Raw genomic sequence first — 16,142 nt, 5'->3', positions numbered from 1 at the left:
CGCAGGTCGAAACCGCTGAGAGCGGAAAGGCGCCGCCAGGCGGCAGGACCACCGGTACGGCGGCGGTCTCTCCGCTCGGGCGGTGGTCGCTCAACTGTCGACGTCCGCCGAGCTGACCGAAGGGGTGTTCGCGACCGAGCGCGCCCGGAACGAACTGCTCTCGGCCGTCGCCGAACTGGCCGACACCGCCGCCGGGGTGTGCTTCGACTCGGGGTTGCACGGCCACGCCGAGCGGGCTTTCCGGTTCGGTGCCGGCTGCGCCACCGAGTCCGGTGACTGGTCCATGCGCGCGAAAGCGCTGTCCGGTCTCGCCAATCTGTCGGTGCACCGGGGGAGGCGGACGAAGCGCTCAGCTTCGCCGAACTCGCGTCGGTGCGCGCAGACCGCTTGAGCCCGGAGGTCGCCGCCGTCGTGCACACCCGCCGTGCTCGCGCGCCGGGTCTCGCCGGGGCCGACTGCCGGGCGGCGGTCAGGGAGGCCGAAGACCTGTTCGCGGCCGCCACCCCCGGGAACGAGCCCGCCTGGATCGCCTATTACGACCGGGCGCACCTGGCACGCGATTCCGGGCGGGCGCTCCTGCACTCGGCGCTGAACGGCGGTGAGCACGAGGAGGCCCGCGCGCGGCTGGCCGAGTCCGTCGCCCGGTTCCCGGAAGGGCACTCGCGGGGCAAGGCCCTGGCCAAGGCCAACCTGGCGGTGCTCACCATGGCGCGCGACGACCCCCACCACGCGGTCGCGTTGGGGCACGACGCGCTGGAGTCCCTCGGCGGGGTGCGCTCCGATCGCGTCGACGCCGCGCCGAGGCAGCTCGCCACCGCCGGACGACGGCACGGCCGCTTGGCCGACGTGCGAGAGCTGAACCGGCGGGTCGCTCGGGTCGTCGGCACCGGGAAATGATCCCCTCATGCTTCGGTTGCGCCGCTATGGGGTAGATGTCCGTTTATGACGGGTCGAGTGGTGGTGTTCGCGCCGTCGCCGGAGTTGACGGTGACGGTGGAGGAGCTGGACGGCGCGCCGGACATCCACGTCCACGCGGGCGGGCAGGGCGTGTGGCAGTCGAGGATGATCGAGTCGCTGGGCTCGGAGGTCGTGCTGTGCGCGGCGCTGGGCGGTGAGACCGGGCACGTGCTGCGCCACCTGATCGGTGTGGAGCTCAAGGCCCGCGAGGTGGCCGCCCGCAACGGCGGGTACGTGCACGACCGGCGCGACGGCGGGCGCGACCAGGTGGTGCGGATGCCCGCCGACGCGTTGACCCGCCACGAGTTGGACGACCTGTACGAGATGACGCTCGTCGAGGGGCTGAACGCGGGCGTGGCCGTGCTCAGCGGGCCCGCCGAGCACGACGAGCCGGTGCCGGACTCGGTGTACGAGCGGTTGACCCGCGACCTCGGCGGCAACGGGTGCCAGGTGGTGGTGGACCTGTCCGGCGGGCGGCTCGCCGCCGCCATGGAGGGTGGTCCGGCGGTGGTCAAGGTCAGCCACACGGAGCTGACGTCCGACGGGTACGCGAAGTCCGACGACCTGGCCGACCTGGCGGAGGGGTGCCGGGAGATCGCGACGAAGTCGGGCGCGCGGGCGGTCGTGGTGTCCCGGGCCGCCGAGGAGACGCTGGCGCTGATCGAGGGGTCGTTCTACCTGGTCGAGGTGCCGGCGCTGTCCCCTGTGGACACTCGGGGCGGTGGCGACTCGATGACCGCCGGGCTGGCGGCCGGGCTCTCCCAGGGCCGGTCGCTGGAGGAGTCGCTGCGGCTGGGCGCGGCGGCGGGCGCGGTCAACATCACCCGGCACGGCCTGGGCACCGGCAGCGGCGACGTGGTGAGGGAGCTGACCGAACGGGTAACCCTGAAGCCATGGAACGCGGCGTGAGGGTGCTCATCACCAATGACGACGGTATCGACTCCCCCGGTCTGCACGCCTTGGCGCGCGGCGCGCGGGACCACGGCTGGGACGTGGTGGTCGCCGCGCCCGAGCGCGAGGCCAGCGGCACCAGCGCGGGCCTGACCGCCGCCGAGGACGACCGCCGGGTGCGCGTGACCCGGCGCGAGCTGCCCGGTCTGCCGGGCGTGCCGGCGCACGCCGTGGCCGCCCACCCGGGCCTGATCGCCATGGTCGCGGCGCAGGGCGCGTTCGGCGACCCGCCGGACGTGGTGCTGTCGGGGGTGAACCGGGGCGCGAACGTCGGTCGGGCGGTGCTGCACTCCGGCACGGTCGGCGCGGCGCTGACCGCGTCGATCAACGGCGTGCGGGCCATGGCGGTGTCGCTGGACGTGCCGCTGGACGGCGGGGCGGAGCACCACTGGGACGCGGCGGTCGCGGTGGCGGCGCGGCTGTTCGACCGGCTCGCCGCGCTGCCGCCGGGCGCGGTGCTCAACCTGAACGTGCCGAACCGGCCGGAGGTCGGCGAGCCGAAGCGGGCGAGCCTGGCGGAGTTCGGCGCGGTGCAGAGCCGGGTCAAGGACACCGACGACGGGTCGATCGACCTCACCTCGGTGCTCGTGGAGGGCGACCTGGCGCCGGGCAGCGACGCGGCGCTGCTGGCCGAGGGGCACCCGACGGTGACGCCGCTGCGGTCGGTGAGCGAGGAGCCCGGTATCGACCTCTGACATCCCGGAACGGCTGGGGGCCCGCGCGGATGCGGGCCCCCAGCCCTGTTCAGCGCCCTGTCGGACCCGTCGGGCGCAGGGGCGCGTCCAGGCCGGCGGGCACGGCGCCCCAGGCCGCGACCACGTGTTCGCGCAGGCCCTCACGGGTGGCGGGGCCGGCCGCCCAGGCCTCCTGCGCCCGGTGGAACACGGCGATCAGCACGTCGATGGCCAGCAGCACCGGCAGGTCCTCGGGCAGGTCGAAGCGCTCGCGCAGCACGGCGAGGGCGGCGCGGGTGGTGCGGTCGCAGAAGTACAGGCCGTCCGCCTCGATCGACGGGTTGCGCTCGGCCAGCCTGCGCGAGAGCAGCACGCGGTGCGGCCAGTCCGGCTCGGTCAGCCCGTCCAGGGTGGTCAGCAGCACCCCGCGCAGGAACTCCGCCAGGGTCGGCTCGCCCTCGGGCTCCACCACGGCCAGCTCGCGCAGGAAGAGCGTCCACAGGTCGTGCAGCGGTGCGTTGACCAGGTCCTCCTTGCCCGCGAAGGTGCGGAAGAACGTGCGCTTGGAAACCTCGACCGCGTCGCACAGCTCGTCCAGCGTGGTGGCGGCGAACCCGCGTTCGGTGAACAGGCGCAGCCCGGTGGCCAGCAGGGCTTCGCGCGTGCGCTGCTTCTTGCGCTCGCGCAGCGGCGGGCGGGCGTCGGAGGTGGTGCTCACCGGGCGCAGTCTAATCGAGGAACCGAAAGCCCCTGATAGGCTTATGCCACTCAGTGGCACTTTCTCGCCGGCACCCGCCGGCGCTCCCGGGAGGACACCCGCCATGCGCGCCTTGCTCGTCGACCACTCCACCCCCTCGGGCCTGCGCCTCGGCGAGGCGCCCGACCCCGTGCCGGCCCCGGACCAGGCGCTCGTCCGCGTCACCGCGACCTCGTTGAACTCCGGCGAGGTCAAGGGGCTGGTCCCCGGCTCGCCCGACGGCGCGGTGCTGGGCTGGGACGCGGCGGGGGTGGTCGAACGCGCCGCCGCCGACGGCTCCGGTCCCGTGGCGGGCACGCCGGTGTCCACGCTGGACCTGGCGGGCGGCTGGGCAGAGCTGCGGGCCGTGCGCACCGACCTGCTCGGCGCCCTGCCCGCCGGGGCCGACCTCGGTGCGATGAGCACGCTCCCGGTCGCCGGGCTGAGCGCCCTGCGCGGCCTGCACCGGCTCGGGCCCCTGCTGGGTCGTCGGGTGCTCGTCACCGGCGCGACCGGCGGCGTCGGCCGCTACGCCGTGCAGCTGGCGAACCAGGGCGGCGCGCACGTCGTCGCCGTCACCGGCGACCCGGACCGCCACGGCGCGGGCCTGCGCGCCCTCGGCGCGCACGAGGTGCTGGCCGACCCGGGCGAACTCGTCGACGCGGTCCACGGCGTGCTGGACCTGGTGGGCGGGCCGCAGATGGTCCGGGCCCACGGCAGGCTCGCCGGGCGCGGCACGCTGGTCTCGGTCGGCCGCTCGTCGGGTGAACCCGCGACGTTCCCGTCGGAGGCCTTCGAGGGCATGGGGACGCACGACCGGGCGATCACCACGTTCTTCCTGCTGGACTGCCCGGACCTCGGCCCGGACCTGACGTGGCTGGCCGAGCGGGTGCACGCGGGTTCGCTGGACCCGAACGTGACGTGGCGGGGCAGCTGGCGCGAGGCCGACGACGCGCTGTCGGCGCTGGTGGAGCGGCGGTTGCACGGCAAGGCCGTGCTGGAACTGGACTGAACGGGCCGGGGGCGCCGGCCCGTCACCACGGGCGCTGGTCCTCGGCGACGGGCTCCGAGACCGGCTCGACCCGCTCCGCGTCGGTCTGGGTCGCGGCTCCGGTGAGCAGGTCGGGACCGCCCCACTGGGAGCCGTCGGATGTGCCCAGTCGGTGCTTGCCCATGGTCTTACCTCCACTCGATTCATGGACAAGTACCCCGTTCGGGTCGCTCCACACTCGAACGGACTATGGCCCGCCTCACACGAGGCGGGCCATGGTCTGCGCAGCGTGATCAGCCGGCGTAGTGCACGTCCGGCCAGGGCGGGGTGGCCATGCCGCCGCCGATGTGGAAGCTGGGGTGCGGGGGCTGGTTGTAGGCGGTGTTCTGCCAGGCGATGGCGGCCCGGTACTGCGTGTCGTGCATGAGGGTGGGGATCCGCCGGTCGGTCTGGTTGGGGGTGGAGTAGATGCGCAGCGCACTGTTGTCGCTGGTGCGCCAGACGACTTCCTCGCGCCAGTCGCCGAGGATGTCGCCGGAGAGCGCGGGGGTGGACTTGGTGCCGTTGTTGGAGGCCACGCCGGAGCCGGTGAGCAGGCGGGTGTCGCCGCCGGTGCCGTACTTGTCGACGCGGGTCTGGTCCAGCAGCTCACGGGTGGGGTCGCCGTCCCACCAGATCAGGAAGTTCGCCGAGGAGGGCTTGCGGCCGACGTTCGCGCCGCTCGGGCTGCGCAGGTTGCCGTCGGCGTTGGACCAGGACTCCGCGCCGGGGCTGCCGGCGTAGATGTCCCCGGACACGCCACGGCCGTTGTCGCTGCCGCTCGCGGTGGTCCACAACCGCTGCCCGGTCCGGGCGTCGGCGAACCACGAACCCGGCTTCGAGGTGTCCTCGGAGACCTTGAAGTACTCCAGGCCGGGACGCGACGGGTCCAGGTCGCCCACGTGCCCGGCGTCGCCGTGACCCAGACCCGTGGTCCACAGGCCCCGGCCGTTGTCGTCGATGGTGGCCGCGCCGTAGACGATCTCGTCCCGACCGTCGGCGTCCACGTCCGCGACGCTCAACGAGTGGTTGCCCTGGCCCGCGTAACCGGAGTTGCCCGAGGCGTTGGAGTCGAACGTCCACCGCTTGACCAGCTGGCCGTTGCGGAAGTCCCACGCCGCGACCACGGCGCGGGTGTAGTAGCCGCGGGCCATGATCAGCGACGGACGTGCGCCGTCCAGGTACGCCGTGCCCGCCAGGAACCGGTCCACCCGGTTGCCGTAGCTGTCACCCCACGAGGCCACCGTGCCCCGGGGCGGGTCGTAGTTGACCGTGGACATCGCCGCGCCGGTCTGGCCGTTGAACACCGTCAGGAATTCCGGGCCGGACAGAATGTAGCCGCCGGAGTTGCGGTGGTCGGCGCTCGCGTTGCCGATCACCGTGCCCCGACCGTCACGCGTGCCGTCGGCGGTCTTCATCGCCACCTCGGCCCGACCGTCACCGTCGTAGTCGTAGACCTGGAACTGCGTGTAATGCGCACCCGCGCGGATGTTGCGACCCAGGTCGATGCGCCACAACCGGGTGCCCTGAAGGGTATAGGCGTCGATGAAGACGTTGCCCGTCACACCGGACTGGGAGTTGTCCTTCGCGTTGTCCGGATCCCACTTCAGCACGAACTCGTAGTCACCGTCACCGTCCAGATCACCCACACTCGCGTCGTTGGCGCTGTACCCCGAACCCGGCGACTGGATCGGCACATCCCGATACCCCGCACCGAACGACAACGACGCCGGCGACGCCGGCTGCTCCGCACCGTTCACCACCGCGCGCACGGTGTAGGAGGCATCCGCCGCCGCGCCGCCGTCGAGGTAGTTCGTCGACGCGGTGACCGGCGACGAGTTCACCCTCGTGCCACCCCGGTAGACGTTGAACCCCACATCCCGCGGATCACCCGCCAACAACCGCCAGCTCACCAGGTTCCCGCTGCCCGACCGCACGCTCACCACACCGCGGTCCAACCGCTCCACCTGCTTGCGACCCGTCGGATCGACCGGAGCGGGAGCCGAAGTGGTGGTCGTCGTAGTGGTAGTGGTGGTCGACGTCGTCGTACTCGTGGTCGTGGTGGTCGTCGGGTCGACACCGCCCGTGCACGTGGTGCCGTTGAGCGTGAACGACGACGGCATCCCCACCTCCGTCCCGCTCATCGTGCCGTTGAACCCGAACGACGCCGAACCACCCGTCGGGATCACCCGGTTGTGGTCCACGTTGGACGCCGTCACACCCGCACCCGAAGCGGAGAACACCGCGTTCCACCCCTGGCCGAACCGCTCGGAACCGGGGAACGTCCACCCCAGGCTCCACCCGTCCACCGGGTCGCCCAGGTTCCTGATCGTGACGTTGGCGGAGAACCCGCCCTGCCACCTGTTCTGCACCGTGAAGTCGACCCCGCAGCCCGGGGCGGCCGACGCCGACCCCGCGATCACGAAGCCGCCCGTCAGCGCGCTGATCGCCGTGGCGGCGACGATCGCCCGCACTCCGAACGAGTTGGTGAGCACCGTTGCTCCATTCGTCCTCGGATGACCTGGGAGCGCTCCCAGACGGCGGCGGGGTAACGCCCTGCGCGACATCACAGCACCGCGCCGAGCGCGGCGTCAAGGATGAAACGATTCATGCACCGTCTCGAACGGCGGTAGGACCACCTGGCGGGACCAGGCGTTTTCGGCGGCTACAACGGTTCAACGCCTGAACCAATGGGCGGGTGGCCCTGCCCGAACTCCCGCACCACCGGCTCCGGTGTGGACAGCCACCGGGCCGGTGGCGCGCGGCGGCCCGGATGGGGGTCGTCCCGGTGGCGCGGGGTTTCAGTCCAGGTGGAAGACCTCGGCGAGCGGTCGCATGGCCTCGTCGGGGTCCTCGCCGTCCAGGGCGGTGAAGTACTCGGCCATCTCCGCCTGCCACCGGTCGTTGACCTCGCGGTCGCGCATGCCGCGCCGGGCGGCGTCCCAGTCCGGGGTCTCCAGGTAGCCGACGAGGAGGCCGTCGTCGGCCAGGAAGAGGGTGTAGTTGCCCCAGCCGGTCTCCCGCAGCGCCTCGCGCATCTCGGGCCACACCTCGCGGTGCCGCTCGCGGTACTCCTCCAGGCGCTCCGGGCGGACCCGCAGCAGGAAGCACACACGTCGCACGCCTACCTCCGGAATCGGTCGTTCACACGGGACTGTCGGGTCGGGGCGCGGGCCAGGGGGCCCGCAGCTCCTCGGGGACGCGCACGCCGTCGTGGAACGCGGCCCGCACGGTGATCTCGCGCGACCGGCCTGGTCCCAGCACCAGCGGCCGGTCCCAGGCGAGCGCCGAGCCGATGCCCTGGTACTGGCCGACCCGGACGAACCAGGGGTCGGTCGGTCCGGACAGCAGGGCCGTCCACGGCCGGCGCGCGTCGGTCACGACCACCGCGAGCCACGCCGCCGGACGCCCGTTGACCTGCTCCTCCCCCGCGCCGTCGGGGGTGAGCACGTGCACGGTCCCCGGGTCGAGGTCGGGCAGCCGCCAGAACCAGCCGCCGTAGCCCGCGCCGGCGCGGCCCTTGCTGCCGGGGCTGTGCAGCACGACCTCGGCGTCGGCGGACAGCACGCTGGTCCACTCCAGCTCCCAGCCGCCCTCGACGAGCCGGCGGCGCACCCGCCGGCGCTCCGTGAGCAGCACCGCGCCGGCGGAGTCGCACCAGGCCAGCTCGTCGGGGCCGACCTCGCGGACCACGCCCAGCTCTCCGGGCACGTACCCCTGGCCGGGGACGTAGTTGCGGCCGCCCCAGAGGTTGACGCCGTTGACGTCGGGCAGGGCCAGGCCGATGCCGCGGTGCCACGGGTGGTCGTCGGGGTGCTCGCCGGTGACCACGACCCCGCCGAGGGTCCGCACCGGGTGCAGGGCGGGCCTGGGCACGACCAGGGGCAGTCGTCCGGCGTCCCGGCCGTAGCGGGCGGCGGCGCCCAGCGGCGACCACGGCACCTCCAGCTCGCCGAAGGTGCGCAGCCCCTCGGCGGCCCGGGTGACGGCGTGGTCGACGCCGTCGACGTCGACCCGGTTGCCGCTGCGGCGCAGCCACGACGGGTCGATGAGGACCGGGTCGGGCGCGGTGCGCACGGCTTCCAGCACGCGCATGAACGCGCCGGTGTCGACCAGCGGCGCGATCAGCGGCACGGCGGGGTCGGCCAGGTGGTCGAGCAGGTTGGCCAGCGGGGTGTCGTGCCCGAACCGCTCCTCGACGCCGTCCACCACGAGCGCGTGCCGCGTGTAGTGCAGCTCGGCGCGCTTGCGGGCGCCGTGGACGACGAGCACCGGTTCCCGGGCGACCTCGGCGCACAGGGTCACCGCGACCACCACGGGCGTGCCGCGGCGGGTGCGCAGCCGCAGGCACGAGGTGTCGTCGGCCTCGATGTCGCGGGCGCGCAGCAGCTCCAGCTCGATGTCGGCCACGTCGTCCACGCCGGTGCTGCCGTCGAGGGCCAGGGCGGTGGCGATGCCGTGGGCGAACGGGTTGGTCAGGGCGCCGTCGACGACGGGCGCGCCGTCGAGGGTGCGGCGGCCGGCCCAGGGCGCGCGGGTGTAGTAGGAGTCCTCGCGCGACCACGTGCCGCGCACGCCGATGCCGCGGACCTCGCCCAGCTCCCCCGAGCGCGCCAGGTGCGCCAGGCGGCGCAGCGCGTGCGAGCCCAGGCTCTGGAAGCCGACCTGCACCGCGCGGCGCGCCGACCGGCGCAGCAGGTCGCGCCAGTCCTCCAGGGTGGGCGTCGGCGGTTTCTCCAGCAGCAGGTGCGCGCCCGCGGCCAGCACGCGGTGGGCCAGGTCGACGTGGGTGTGGATGGGTGTGGAGACGATGCCGATGACGGGACCTCCCGCCGCGCCGGGCGCGGGCAGCAGCGCGCCCAGGTCGGCGGACACGGGTCGGTCGCCGACGAGCCGCCGGGCCTCGGCGTCCAGGGGCGCGACCTCGCACACGCCCGCCAGCTCCAGCCGCCCGGCCGCCTCCAGGGCGGCGATCTCGCGCAGGTAGAGCCGCCCGTACCCGGAGGCCCCGGCGAGCACCACGCGCGGCGTCACCGGCGTTCCACCGCGACCGCGGCGAGCACCAGCAGGCCGGGCGCGACGACCGCGAACGCGGGCGCCTGCGCGACCACCAGCGCGACCACGGCCAGCGCGCCGGCCAGGTAGGCGTACCCGGCGGGGTCGAGCGGCGGCCGGGCGAGCAGCGCGGCCCAGCGGTCGCCCGGCGACCACCGGGCGGCGGTGCGCAGCAGCACCAGCGCCGCGGCGGCCAGCGCCAGGCCGATCACCGGTCCCAGGGCCGCCGCGCCGGGCAGCCCGCCGGCCAGGGCGAGCAGGTCCAGCGCGCCCACCACGAGCACGGCGAGCGGCGCGAGCACCGCGACCGGGTCGCGCACGGCCCGCCCCAGCAGGACGGCGAAGCGCCGCGCGGTCGGCGTGCGACCGCCCTCGACCAGCTCCCGCAGCAGCACCGCTCCCGCCGCCAGCGCGGGCACGGCCGTGACCAGCGGCAACGCCGCCAGGCACACCAGCACCCCGATCAGCAGCACCTCGGCCAGCAGTGCCAGCGGCCGCGCCCACGCGTTCATCGCTACCCCTTCAGCCCGGAGGTCGCCACACCGTCGACCAGGAAACGCTGGAACGCCAGGAAGAACAACCCGATGGGCAGCAGCGCCAGCACCGACATGGCGAACATCGGCCCGAACGCCGACTCGGTCGCCTGGTCGATGAACAGCTGGAGCGCCAGCGGCAGGGTGAACTTCTCCGCGTCGTTGAGGTAGATCAGCTGCGAGAAGAAGTCGTTCCAGGTCCAGATGAAGGTGAAGATCGCGGTGGTGATCAGCGCCGGCCGCAGCAGCGGCAGGATCACGTGCCGGAAGGTGCCCACCGGTCCGCAGCCGTCCAGGGTGGCCGCCTCGTCGAGCTCACGCGGCAGGGTGCGGATGAACTGCACCATCAGGAAGATGAAGAACGCGTCGGTGGCCAGGAACTTGGGCAGCACCAGGGGCCAGAACGTGTTCACCATGTCCATCTGCTGGAAGATGACGTACTGCGGGATCAGCACCACGTGGTGGGGCAGCATGATGGTGATCATCATGAAGCCGAACAGCGGTCCCCGGCCGCGGAAGTGCAGCCGCCCGAACGCGTAGGCCGCCAGCGAGCACGACACCACGTTGCCCACCACCGCGCCGACCGAGATCAGCAGCGAGTTCCCGAAGTAGTGCAGCACGCCGAACTCGCCCACGCCGTCGAACACCTGCGCGTAGTTGTCCCCGGTCGGCTCCCGCGGCAGCAGCGACAGCGTGGACAGCACCTCGGTGGCGGGTTTGAACGAGGTGGACACCAGCCACACCAGCGGGTACAGCAGCACCAGCAGCACGCCGATCACCACGACGTGCCACAGGACCCTCCTCGACAGCGTCACCGGTCCTCCCCCGCGTAGAACACCCAGCGCTTGGAGCTGCGGAACACCAGGGCGGTCAGCAGCGCCACCACGACCAGCAGCACCCAGGCCATGGCCGAGGCGTAGCCCATCCGGAAGTCGGTGAACCCGCGCTGGTACAGGTACAGCGGGTAGAGCAGGGTCGAGTCGCTGGGCCCGCCGCGCCCGCTGCTGACCACGAACGCGCCGGTGAAGGCCTGGAAGGCGTTGATGGTCTCCAGCACGAGGTTGAACAGGATCACCGGCGAGAGCATCGGCAGGGTGACGCTGAAGAACCGCCGCGCCGGGCCCGCGCCGTCGATCGCCGCCGCCTCGTACAGCTCGCGCGGCACCTGCTTGAGCCCGGCCAGGAAGATCACCATGGGCGCGCCGAACTGCCACGCGGCCAGCGCCACCAGGGTGAGCAGCGCGTACTGGGGCTGGTCGACCCAGCCGCCGGTGTCGATGCCGAGCCAGGCGAGCGCGCTGTCGACGGTGCCGTCGGTGGAGAACAGCGCCCGCCACGCCAGCGCCACGCTCACGCTGGCGCCCAGCAGCGACGGCGCGTAGAACGCCGACCGGTACAGGCCGACCCCGCGGCGGGGCCGGTTGAGCAGCAGCGCCACCGCCAGCGCCAGGGCCAGCTTGAGCGGCACGGAGAACAGCACGTACTTGGTGGTGGTCCACGCCGCGTGCCAGAACCGCTCGTCGCCGGTGAACATGGTGACGTAGTTGTCGACGCCCACCCAGTCCGGGGCGTCGAACAGGTCGTAGTCGGTGAACGACAGGTACAGCGAGGCGGCCATCGGGCCGATGGTCAGCAGCACCGCCCCGACGATCCACGGCGACAGGAACAGGTAGGCGACGCCCTGGCCGCGCCGCCGACGCCCGCGCGAGGGCGTCGGCGGCGGGTCGTCCCGGGCCGGTGGCCGGGTGAGCACGGACTGGGTCACGGTCAGGACCCCAGGGACTGCTCGGCGTCCTGGACGACGCGCGCGGCGGCCTCGGCGACGCCGACCCGGTTGAAGATCACGTCGTCGTAGGTGCGCTGGAAGTCCCGCTTGACGGCCGAGGAGCCGGTGGGCCAGGCGCCGAAGGCGGGCCCGATCTTGTCCTTCTGGGCCTCCTCGTAGTCGCACACCGCCTTGCTGGCCGCGGTCGAGCCGGCGCAGACCTGGGCGCGGATGTCCTGGTTGGGCGGCACGCCGCGGGACGCGCCGAGCAGCTTGCCCGCCTCGGGGTCGTTGAGCAGGAAGTCCAGCAGCTTCACCGCGGCCTCCTTGTGCTCGGAGCGCCGGGCGACGGCGAAGGACACCGGTGGCAGCGCGGCCATGCCGCTCTCGGCGACGTCGCTGGGCAGCGGCGCCAGCTTGAGGTTGGGCCCGAACGCGCCGAAGTAGCCGGTGATGGTGGAGTCGTAGCCGATCTCGGAGGCGGCCTGCTTGGTGACGATGCCGGAGTTCTGCACCGAGCCGTCCATCTTGGTGGTCACCTCGGCGGGCGACACGCCCTTGCCGGGTCGCAGGGCGCCGATCATCTCCCAGTACTCGGTCAGGTCCTCGACGGTGAAGCCGAGCTCGCCCTCCGGGGTGTAGAGCTGCTTGTCGTGCTGGCGCAGCCAGACCTCGAACCAGTCGACGGCCCAGCCGAAGTCGGTGGTGCCGGCGACGGTCCCGGCCGCGCCGACCTTGCCCATGGCGTCGGCGAACTCGGCCCAGGTCCACTTCTCGCCCGGCGCGGTCGGCACCTTCGCGCCCGCCGCCTCGAAGTGGGTGGGGTCGAAGACCAGGACCTGGGTGGTGGCGCCGGCGGCCACGGAGTACTGCTTGCCGTCGACCTTGCCGCCCTCCAGCAGGTTGGCGGGGATCTTGTCGACCTTGAGCGACTTGCCCGCGTACTCGTCGAGCTCGGCGAGCACGTTGCGGCTCGCGTACTCGCCCAGGGTGGCCCGGTCCAGCTGGAGCAGGTCGGGCCCGGCGCCGCCGGCGACCTGGGTCGACAGCTTCTGGAAGTAGGCGTCGTAGCCGCTGTACTCGGTCTCGACCCTGATGTCCGGGTTGCGCCGCTGGAACTCGTCGACGGCGGCCTTGGTGACCCCGGCGCGGTCCTCGTTGCCCCACCAGACGAACCGCAGCGTCACCGGCCCGTCGCCCGGGTCGCCGCCACCGCACCCGGCCAGCGCGGCGGTCGTCGTCAGCAGCCCGACCAGCAGACCGGCCGCGCTCCGGCGAGACACTCGTCCCATCGCCCTCACCTCTCGTTTGAATCGGTTCAAACAACGTAGGTGAGGCGCATCACCACGTCAAGGATAGCGCTTTCCTAGTGAGACCTCAAAGAGTTCCCGAGGGCTTGCCTTTCGCCTTGAAACGGTTCATCGTGTGGCGTCGTCACGCACCTCGCGCACCGTCGCGCCCCCTGGAGGCCGCCGATGACCCGTTCGCGTCCACGTCGCCTGCTCGCCGCGCTGGCGGCGGCCACACTCCTGATCTCCGCTCCCCCGGCGACCGCCGCCGCCGCCGGCGGCGGCGGTCCCCGCCTGGAGCGCCTCGACCGGGGTCTGGTGGCCGTGCGCACCGACACCGGGGTGTTCCTCAGCTGGCGGCTGCTGCGCCACGAGGTCACCGGCCACACCGCCACGGGCCTGGCCGGCCCGGCGTTCGCGGTCTACCGCGACGGCCGCCGGGTCGCCACGGTCACCGACAGCACCAACTTCCTGGACCGGGAGGGCGGTTCGCACTACCGGGTGGCCCCGCTGGTGCGGGGCGTGCCGATCGGGGTGAGCGGCGCGGTGTCCCCGTGGGAGGGCGGCCACCACGACCTGCCGCTGCGCAAGCCCGCCGACGGGGTGACCCCGGCGGGCGAGGCGTACACGTACTCGGCCAACGACGCGAGCGTCGGCGACGTGGACGGCGACGGCGACTACGAGTACGTGGTGAAGTGGGAACCGTCCAACTCCAAGGACGTCTCCCAGGTCGGCTACACCGGGCCGACCTATGTGGACACCTACCGGTTCGACGGCACGCTGCTGCACCGGGTGGACCTGGGCGTGAACATCCGCTCGGGCGCGCACTACACCCAGTTCCTGGTCTACGACTTCGACGGCGACGGCCGCTCGGAGATGATGCTCAAGACCGCGCCGGGCACCTCGGTCACCTCCTACGACCGGCGCGGCCACGCGGTGCGGCGGCACGTGACCATGCCGCGCGAGGACGTGCGGGCGGGCTACTCGCACCGCGACGACTACCGGCTCGACGCCGCCGGCTACCACGAGCACCTGGTCCGGGTCTTCCGCGGCTGGCACGAGCACCCCGAGGTGGTGGCGGGGCGCTGGCCGGCCACCCTGGAGCAGGCCTTCGGCATCGAGCCGCGCTACGCCTACCCGCTGTCCGACGCGGACGCGCGGGCGCTGGTGGACCACTTCGTGGACGTCTACGCGCCCTCCCGCAGCACGCGCAACAACCTGCGGGCGTTCGCGGGGTTCGTGCTGTCCGGCCCGGAGTACCTGACGGTGCTCGACGGGGCCACCGGCCGGGAGCTGAAGACCGTCAGGTACGAGCCGGGTCGCCACGACGACGGGTTGATGTGGGGCGACTACGCCCTGGCCCGGATCGAGCCGGGCAACCGGGTCGACCGGTTCCTCGCCGGGGTGGCCTACCTGGACGGCAAGCGGCCCTCGGCGGTGTTCGCCCGGGGCTACTACACGCGCAGCACCGTGGCCGCCTACCGGTGGGACGGCCGGGACCTGCGGCGGGACTGGTTCGTCGACAGCGGCTGGACGCCGATGGCCAACCCGTTCAACGACCCGGTGCACGGCCGCGACGGCACCTCGCCCGAGCACGGCCGGCTGACCACCCAGGGCGCGCACTCGCTCAGCGCCGCCGACGTGGACGGCGACGGCAAGCAGGAGGTCGTGTACGGGGCGGCCACCATCGACCACGACGGGTCGCTGCGCTACAGCTCGTTCGGCGTGCTGCCGCCGGGCAGCGCGAACCCCGGCGAGTCGGCGCGGCTGGGGCACGGCGACGCGCTGCACGTCACCGACGTCGACCCGGCCCGACCCGGCCTGGAGATCTACATGGTGCACGAGGGCGGCCGCTCCGCCCCCTACGGCTACACGCTGCGCGACGCGTCCACCGGTGAGGTGATCTACGGCGGCTACACCGGGGCGGACACCGGGCGCGGCATGGTGGGCGACGTGCTGCCGGACGTGCCGGGGCTGGAGACCTGGGCGTCGGCGCCGGGCGGCGCGGGCGCGGTGGGCCTGTGGTCGGCCGACGGGCGACGCCTGTCGGACGCCATCCCGGGCACCAACCAGAGCATCCGGTGGGCGGCCGACCTCACCACGCAGGTCGTGGACGGCTCGGGCGCGGCGGAACCGACCGTGCGGGACTGGCGGCGCGGCACGCTGCTGACCGCGACCGGCACGCTGACCAACAACGGCACCAAGGGCAACCCGTCGCTGGTGGCCGACGTGCTCGGCGACTGGCGGGAGGAGCTGGTGGTGCGCACGGCCGACAGCTCGGCGCTGCGCGTGCACGTGAGCACGGAGGTGACCGCCCACAAGATGTACACCCTGATGCACGACCCGCAGTACCGGGTGGACGTGGCGCGGCAGCAGACCACCTACAACCAGCCCGCCTACCCCGGTTTCCACCTCGCGTCGGACACCGACTGGTCGGAGGTGCCGCGCTAGGGTTGAGGTGTGATCACCATCGCCGTCGCGCAGCCGCGCTGCACCGCCTACGACGTGGCCGCCAACGCGCAGGCCCACGCGGAGGTGGTGCGCGCGGCGGGCGCGCGCGTGGTGGTGTTCCCGGAGATGTCCCTGACCGGCTACCACTTCGACGCGCCCGAGGTGTCGTTCGACCTGCTCGAACCGCTGGTGCGGGCGTGCGCGGAGACCGGTTCGGTGGCGCTGGCGGGCGGCCCGGTGGCGGGACCGTCCATCGGGGTGCTGGAGGTGTCGGGCTCCGGCGCGCGGGTGGCGTACCGGAAGGTGTGCCTGGGCCCGCTGGAGGCGGTGTGCTTCGAACCCGGCCCCGGGCCGGCGGTCGTGGAGGTGGACGGGGTGCGGCTGGGCCTGGCCGTGTGCCGCGACACCGGCGTGCCCCGGCACGCCGCGGACACCGCCGCCCTGGGCGTCGACGCCTACGTGGCGGGCGTGCTGGAGCACGAGGAGGACGGCGGGGTGGTCGACCAGCGGGCGCGGCGCGTCGCGGGCGACCACGGCGTGTGGGTGGCGACGGCGAGCTTCGCCGGCTCGACCGGCGAGGGGTTCTCGCGGGCCGCGGGCGGTTCGGGGATCTGGGACCCCTCGGGCGAACCGGTGGCGACGGCGGGCCCCGGCGTCGGGGCGGTGGCCTCGGCGGTGCTGGGCAGGCGGTGACCCGGTCG

Annotated in this window: 14 protein-coding genes and 1 pseudogene; 6 read left to right on the top strand and 9 right to left on the bottom strand. The window is 73.3% G+C overall.

What is annotated here, in order from left to right; all coding sequences use genetic code 11:
• Nucleotides 1–82: 82 nt before the first annotated feature.
• The 3 genes and pseudogenes from ABD223_RS43855 to surE all read left to right on the top strand — a co-directional run bounded on the left by ABD223_RS43855 (nt 83) and on the right by surE (nt 2,603).
• Nucleotides 83–897, top strand: a pseudogene (locus ABD223_RS43855) (NsdA family TPR-like regulatory protein).
• 45 nt (nt 898–942) lie between these two features.
• Nucleotides 943–1,866, top strand: coding sequence for a 1-phosphofructokinase family hexose kinase (locus ABD223_RS15960; protein WP_344037009.1), 924 nt, complete (start codon nt 943–945; stop codon nt 1,864–1,866).
• Nucleotides 1,851–2,603 carry a 5'/3'-nucleotidase SurE gene (gene surE, locus ABD223_RS15955; RefSeq protein WP_344037008.1) on the top strand — a complete coding sequence of 251 codons (753 nt, stop codon included), beginning with the start codon at nt 1,851–1,853 and terminating at the stop codon, nt 2,601–2,603. Before ABD223_RS15960 ends, surE begins: the two co-directional genes overlap by 16 nt.
• Nucleotides 2,604–2,652: 49 nt before the next feature.
• On the opposite strand, the gene ABD223_RS15950 is transcribed toward surE, so the two are convergent.
• Nucleotides 2,653–3,300, bottom strand: coding sequence for a TetR/AcrR family transcriptional regulator (locus tag ABD223_RS15950; RefSeq protein WP_344037007.1), 648 nt, complete (start codon nt 3,298–3,300; stop codon nt 2,653–2,655).
• 103 nt (nt 3,301–3,403) lie between these two features.
• On the opposite strand from ABD223_RS15950, the gene ABD223_RS15945 reads away from it, so the two are divergent.
• Nucleotides 3,404–4,330 (top strand): zinc-binding dehydrogenase, encoded by a 927-nt coding sequence (locus ABD223_RS15945; RefSeq protein ID WP_344037006.1) that lies wholly within the window; start codon nt 3,404–3,406, stop codon nt 4,328–4,330.
• Between the two features lie 22 nt (nt 4,331–4,352).
• Here the strand turns inward: ABD223_RS15945 and ABD223_RS15940 are convergent, their stop codons facing one another.
• The 8 genes from ABD223_RS15940 to ABD223_RS15905 all read right to left on the bottom strand — a co-directional run bounded on the left by ABD223_RS15940 (nt 4,353) and on the right by ABD223_RS15905 (nt 12,993).
• Entirely contained in the window at nt 4,353–4,493 is a 141-nt protein-coding gene (locus ABD223_RS15940; protein WP_344037004.1) for a hypothetical protein, read from the bottom strand.
• A gap of 109 nt (nt 4,494–4,602) precedes the next feature.
• Nucleotides 4,603–6,843: a rhamnogalacturonan lyase family protein gene (locus ABD223_RS15935; protein WP_344037003.1), complete on the bottom strand. Its 2,241-nt coding sequence runs from the start codon at nt 6,841–6,843 to the stop codon at nt 4,603–4,605.
• A gap of 306 nt (nt 6,844–7,149) precedes the next feature.
• Entirely contained in the window at nt 7,150–7,470 is a 321-nt protein-coding gene (locus tag ABD223_RS15930; protein ID WP_344037002.1) for an L-rhamnose mutarotase, read from the bottom strand.
• Nucleotides 7,471–7,492: 22 nt separating this feature from the next.
• Nucleotides 7,493–9,382 (bottom strand): DUF6807 family protein, encoded by a 1,890-nt coding sequence (locus ABD223_RS15925; RefSeq protein ID WP_344037001.1) that lies wholly within the window; start codon nt 9,380–9,382, stop codon nt 7,493–7,495.
• Nucleotides 9,379–9,915 carry a hypothetical protein gene (locus ABD223_RS15920; protein WP_344037000.1) on the bottom strand — a complete coding sequence of 179 codons (537 nt, stop codon included), beginning with the start codon at nt 9,913–9,915 and terminating at the stop codon, nt 9,379–9,381. Before ABD223_RS15920 ends, ABD223_RS15925 begins: the two co-directional genes overlap by 4 nt.
• A gap of 2 nt (nt 9,916–9,917) precedes the next feature.
• A complete protein-coding gene (locus ABD223_RS15915) occupies nt 9,918–10,745 on the bottom strand; it encodes a carbohydrate ABC transporter permease (protein WP_344037271.1) in 828 nt (275 codons plus the stop codon).
• A gap of 2 nt (nt 10,746–10,747) precedes the next feature.
• The gene (locus tag ABD223_RS15910; protein WP_344036999.1) at nt 10,748–11,701 is read right to left on the bottom strand and encodes a carbohydrate ABC transporter permease; all 954 of its coding nucleotides are present in this window, start codon (nt 11,699–11,701) and stop codon (nt 10,748–10,750) included.
• Nucleotides 11,702–11,703: 2 nt separating this feature from the next.
• The gene (locus tag ABD223_RS15905) at nt 11,704–12,993 is read right to left on the bottom strand and encodes an ABC transporter substrate-binding protein (protein ID WP_344036998.1); all 1,290 of its coding nucleotides are present in this window, start codon (nt 12,991–12,993) and stop codon (nt 11,704–11,706) included.
• 183 nt (nt 12,994–13,176) lie between these two features.
• Between ABD223_RS15905 and ABD223_RS15900 the strand changes: the two genes are divergently transcribed.
• The gene (locus ABD223_RS15900; protein WP_344036997.1) at nt 13,177–15,441 is read left to right on the top strand and encodes a rhamnogalacturonan lyase; all 2,265 of its coding nucleotides are present in this window, start codon (nt 13,177–13,179) and stop codon (nt 15,439–15,441) included.
• 9 nt (nt 15,442–15,450) lie between these two features.
• Nucleotides 15,451–16,134: a carbon-nitrogen hydrolase family protein gene (locus ABD223_RS15895; RefSeq protein ID WP_344036996.1), complete on the top strand. Its 684-nt coding sequence runs from the start codon at nt 15,451–15,453 to the stop codon at nt 16,132–16,134.
• The last annotated feature ends 8 nt before the right edge of the window (nt 16,135–16,142 follow it).

This window comes from Saccharothrix xinjiangensis (assembly GCF_039527585.1).
Classification (GTDB): Bacteria; Actinomycetota; Actinomycetes; order Mycobacteriales; family Pseudonocardiaceae; genus Actinosynnema; species Actinosynnema xinjiangensis.
This window is presented reverse-complemented; position numbering and strand designations above follow the sequence as displayed.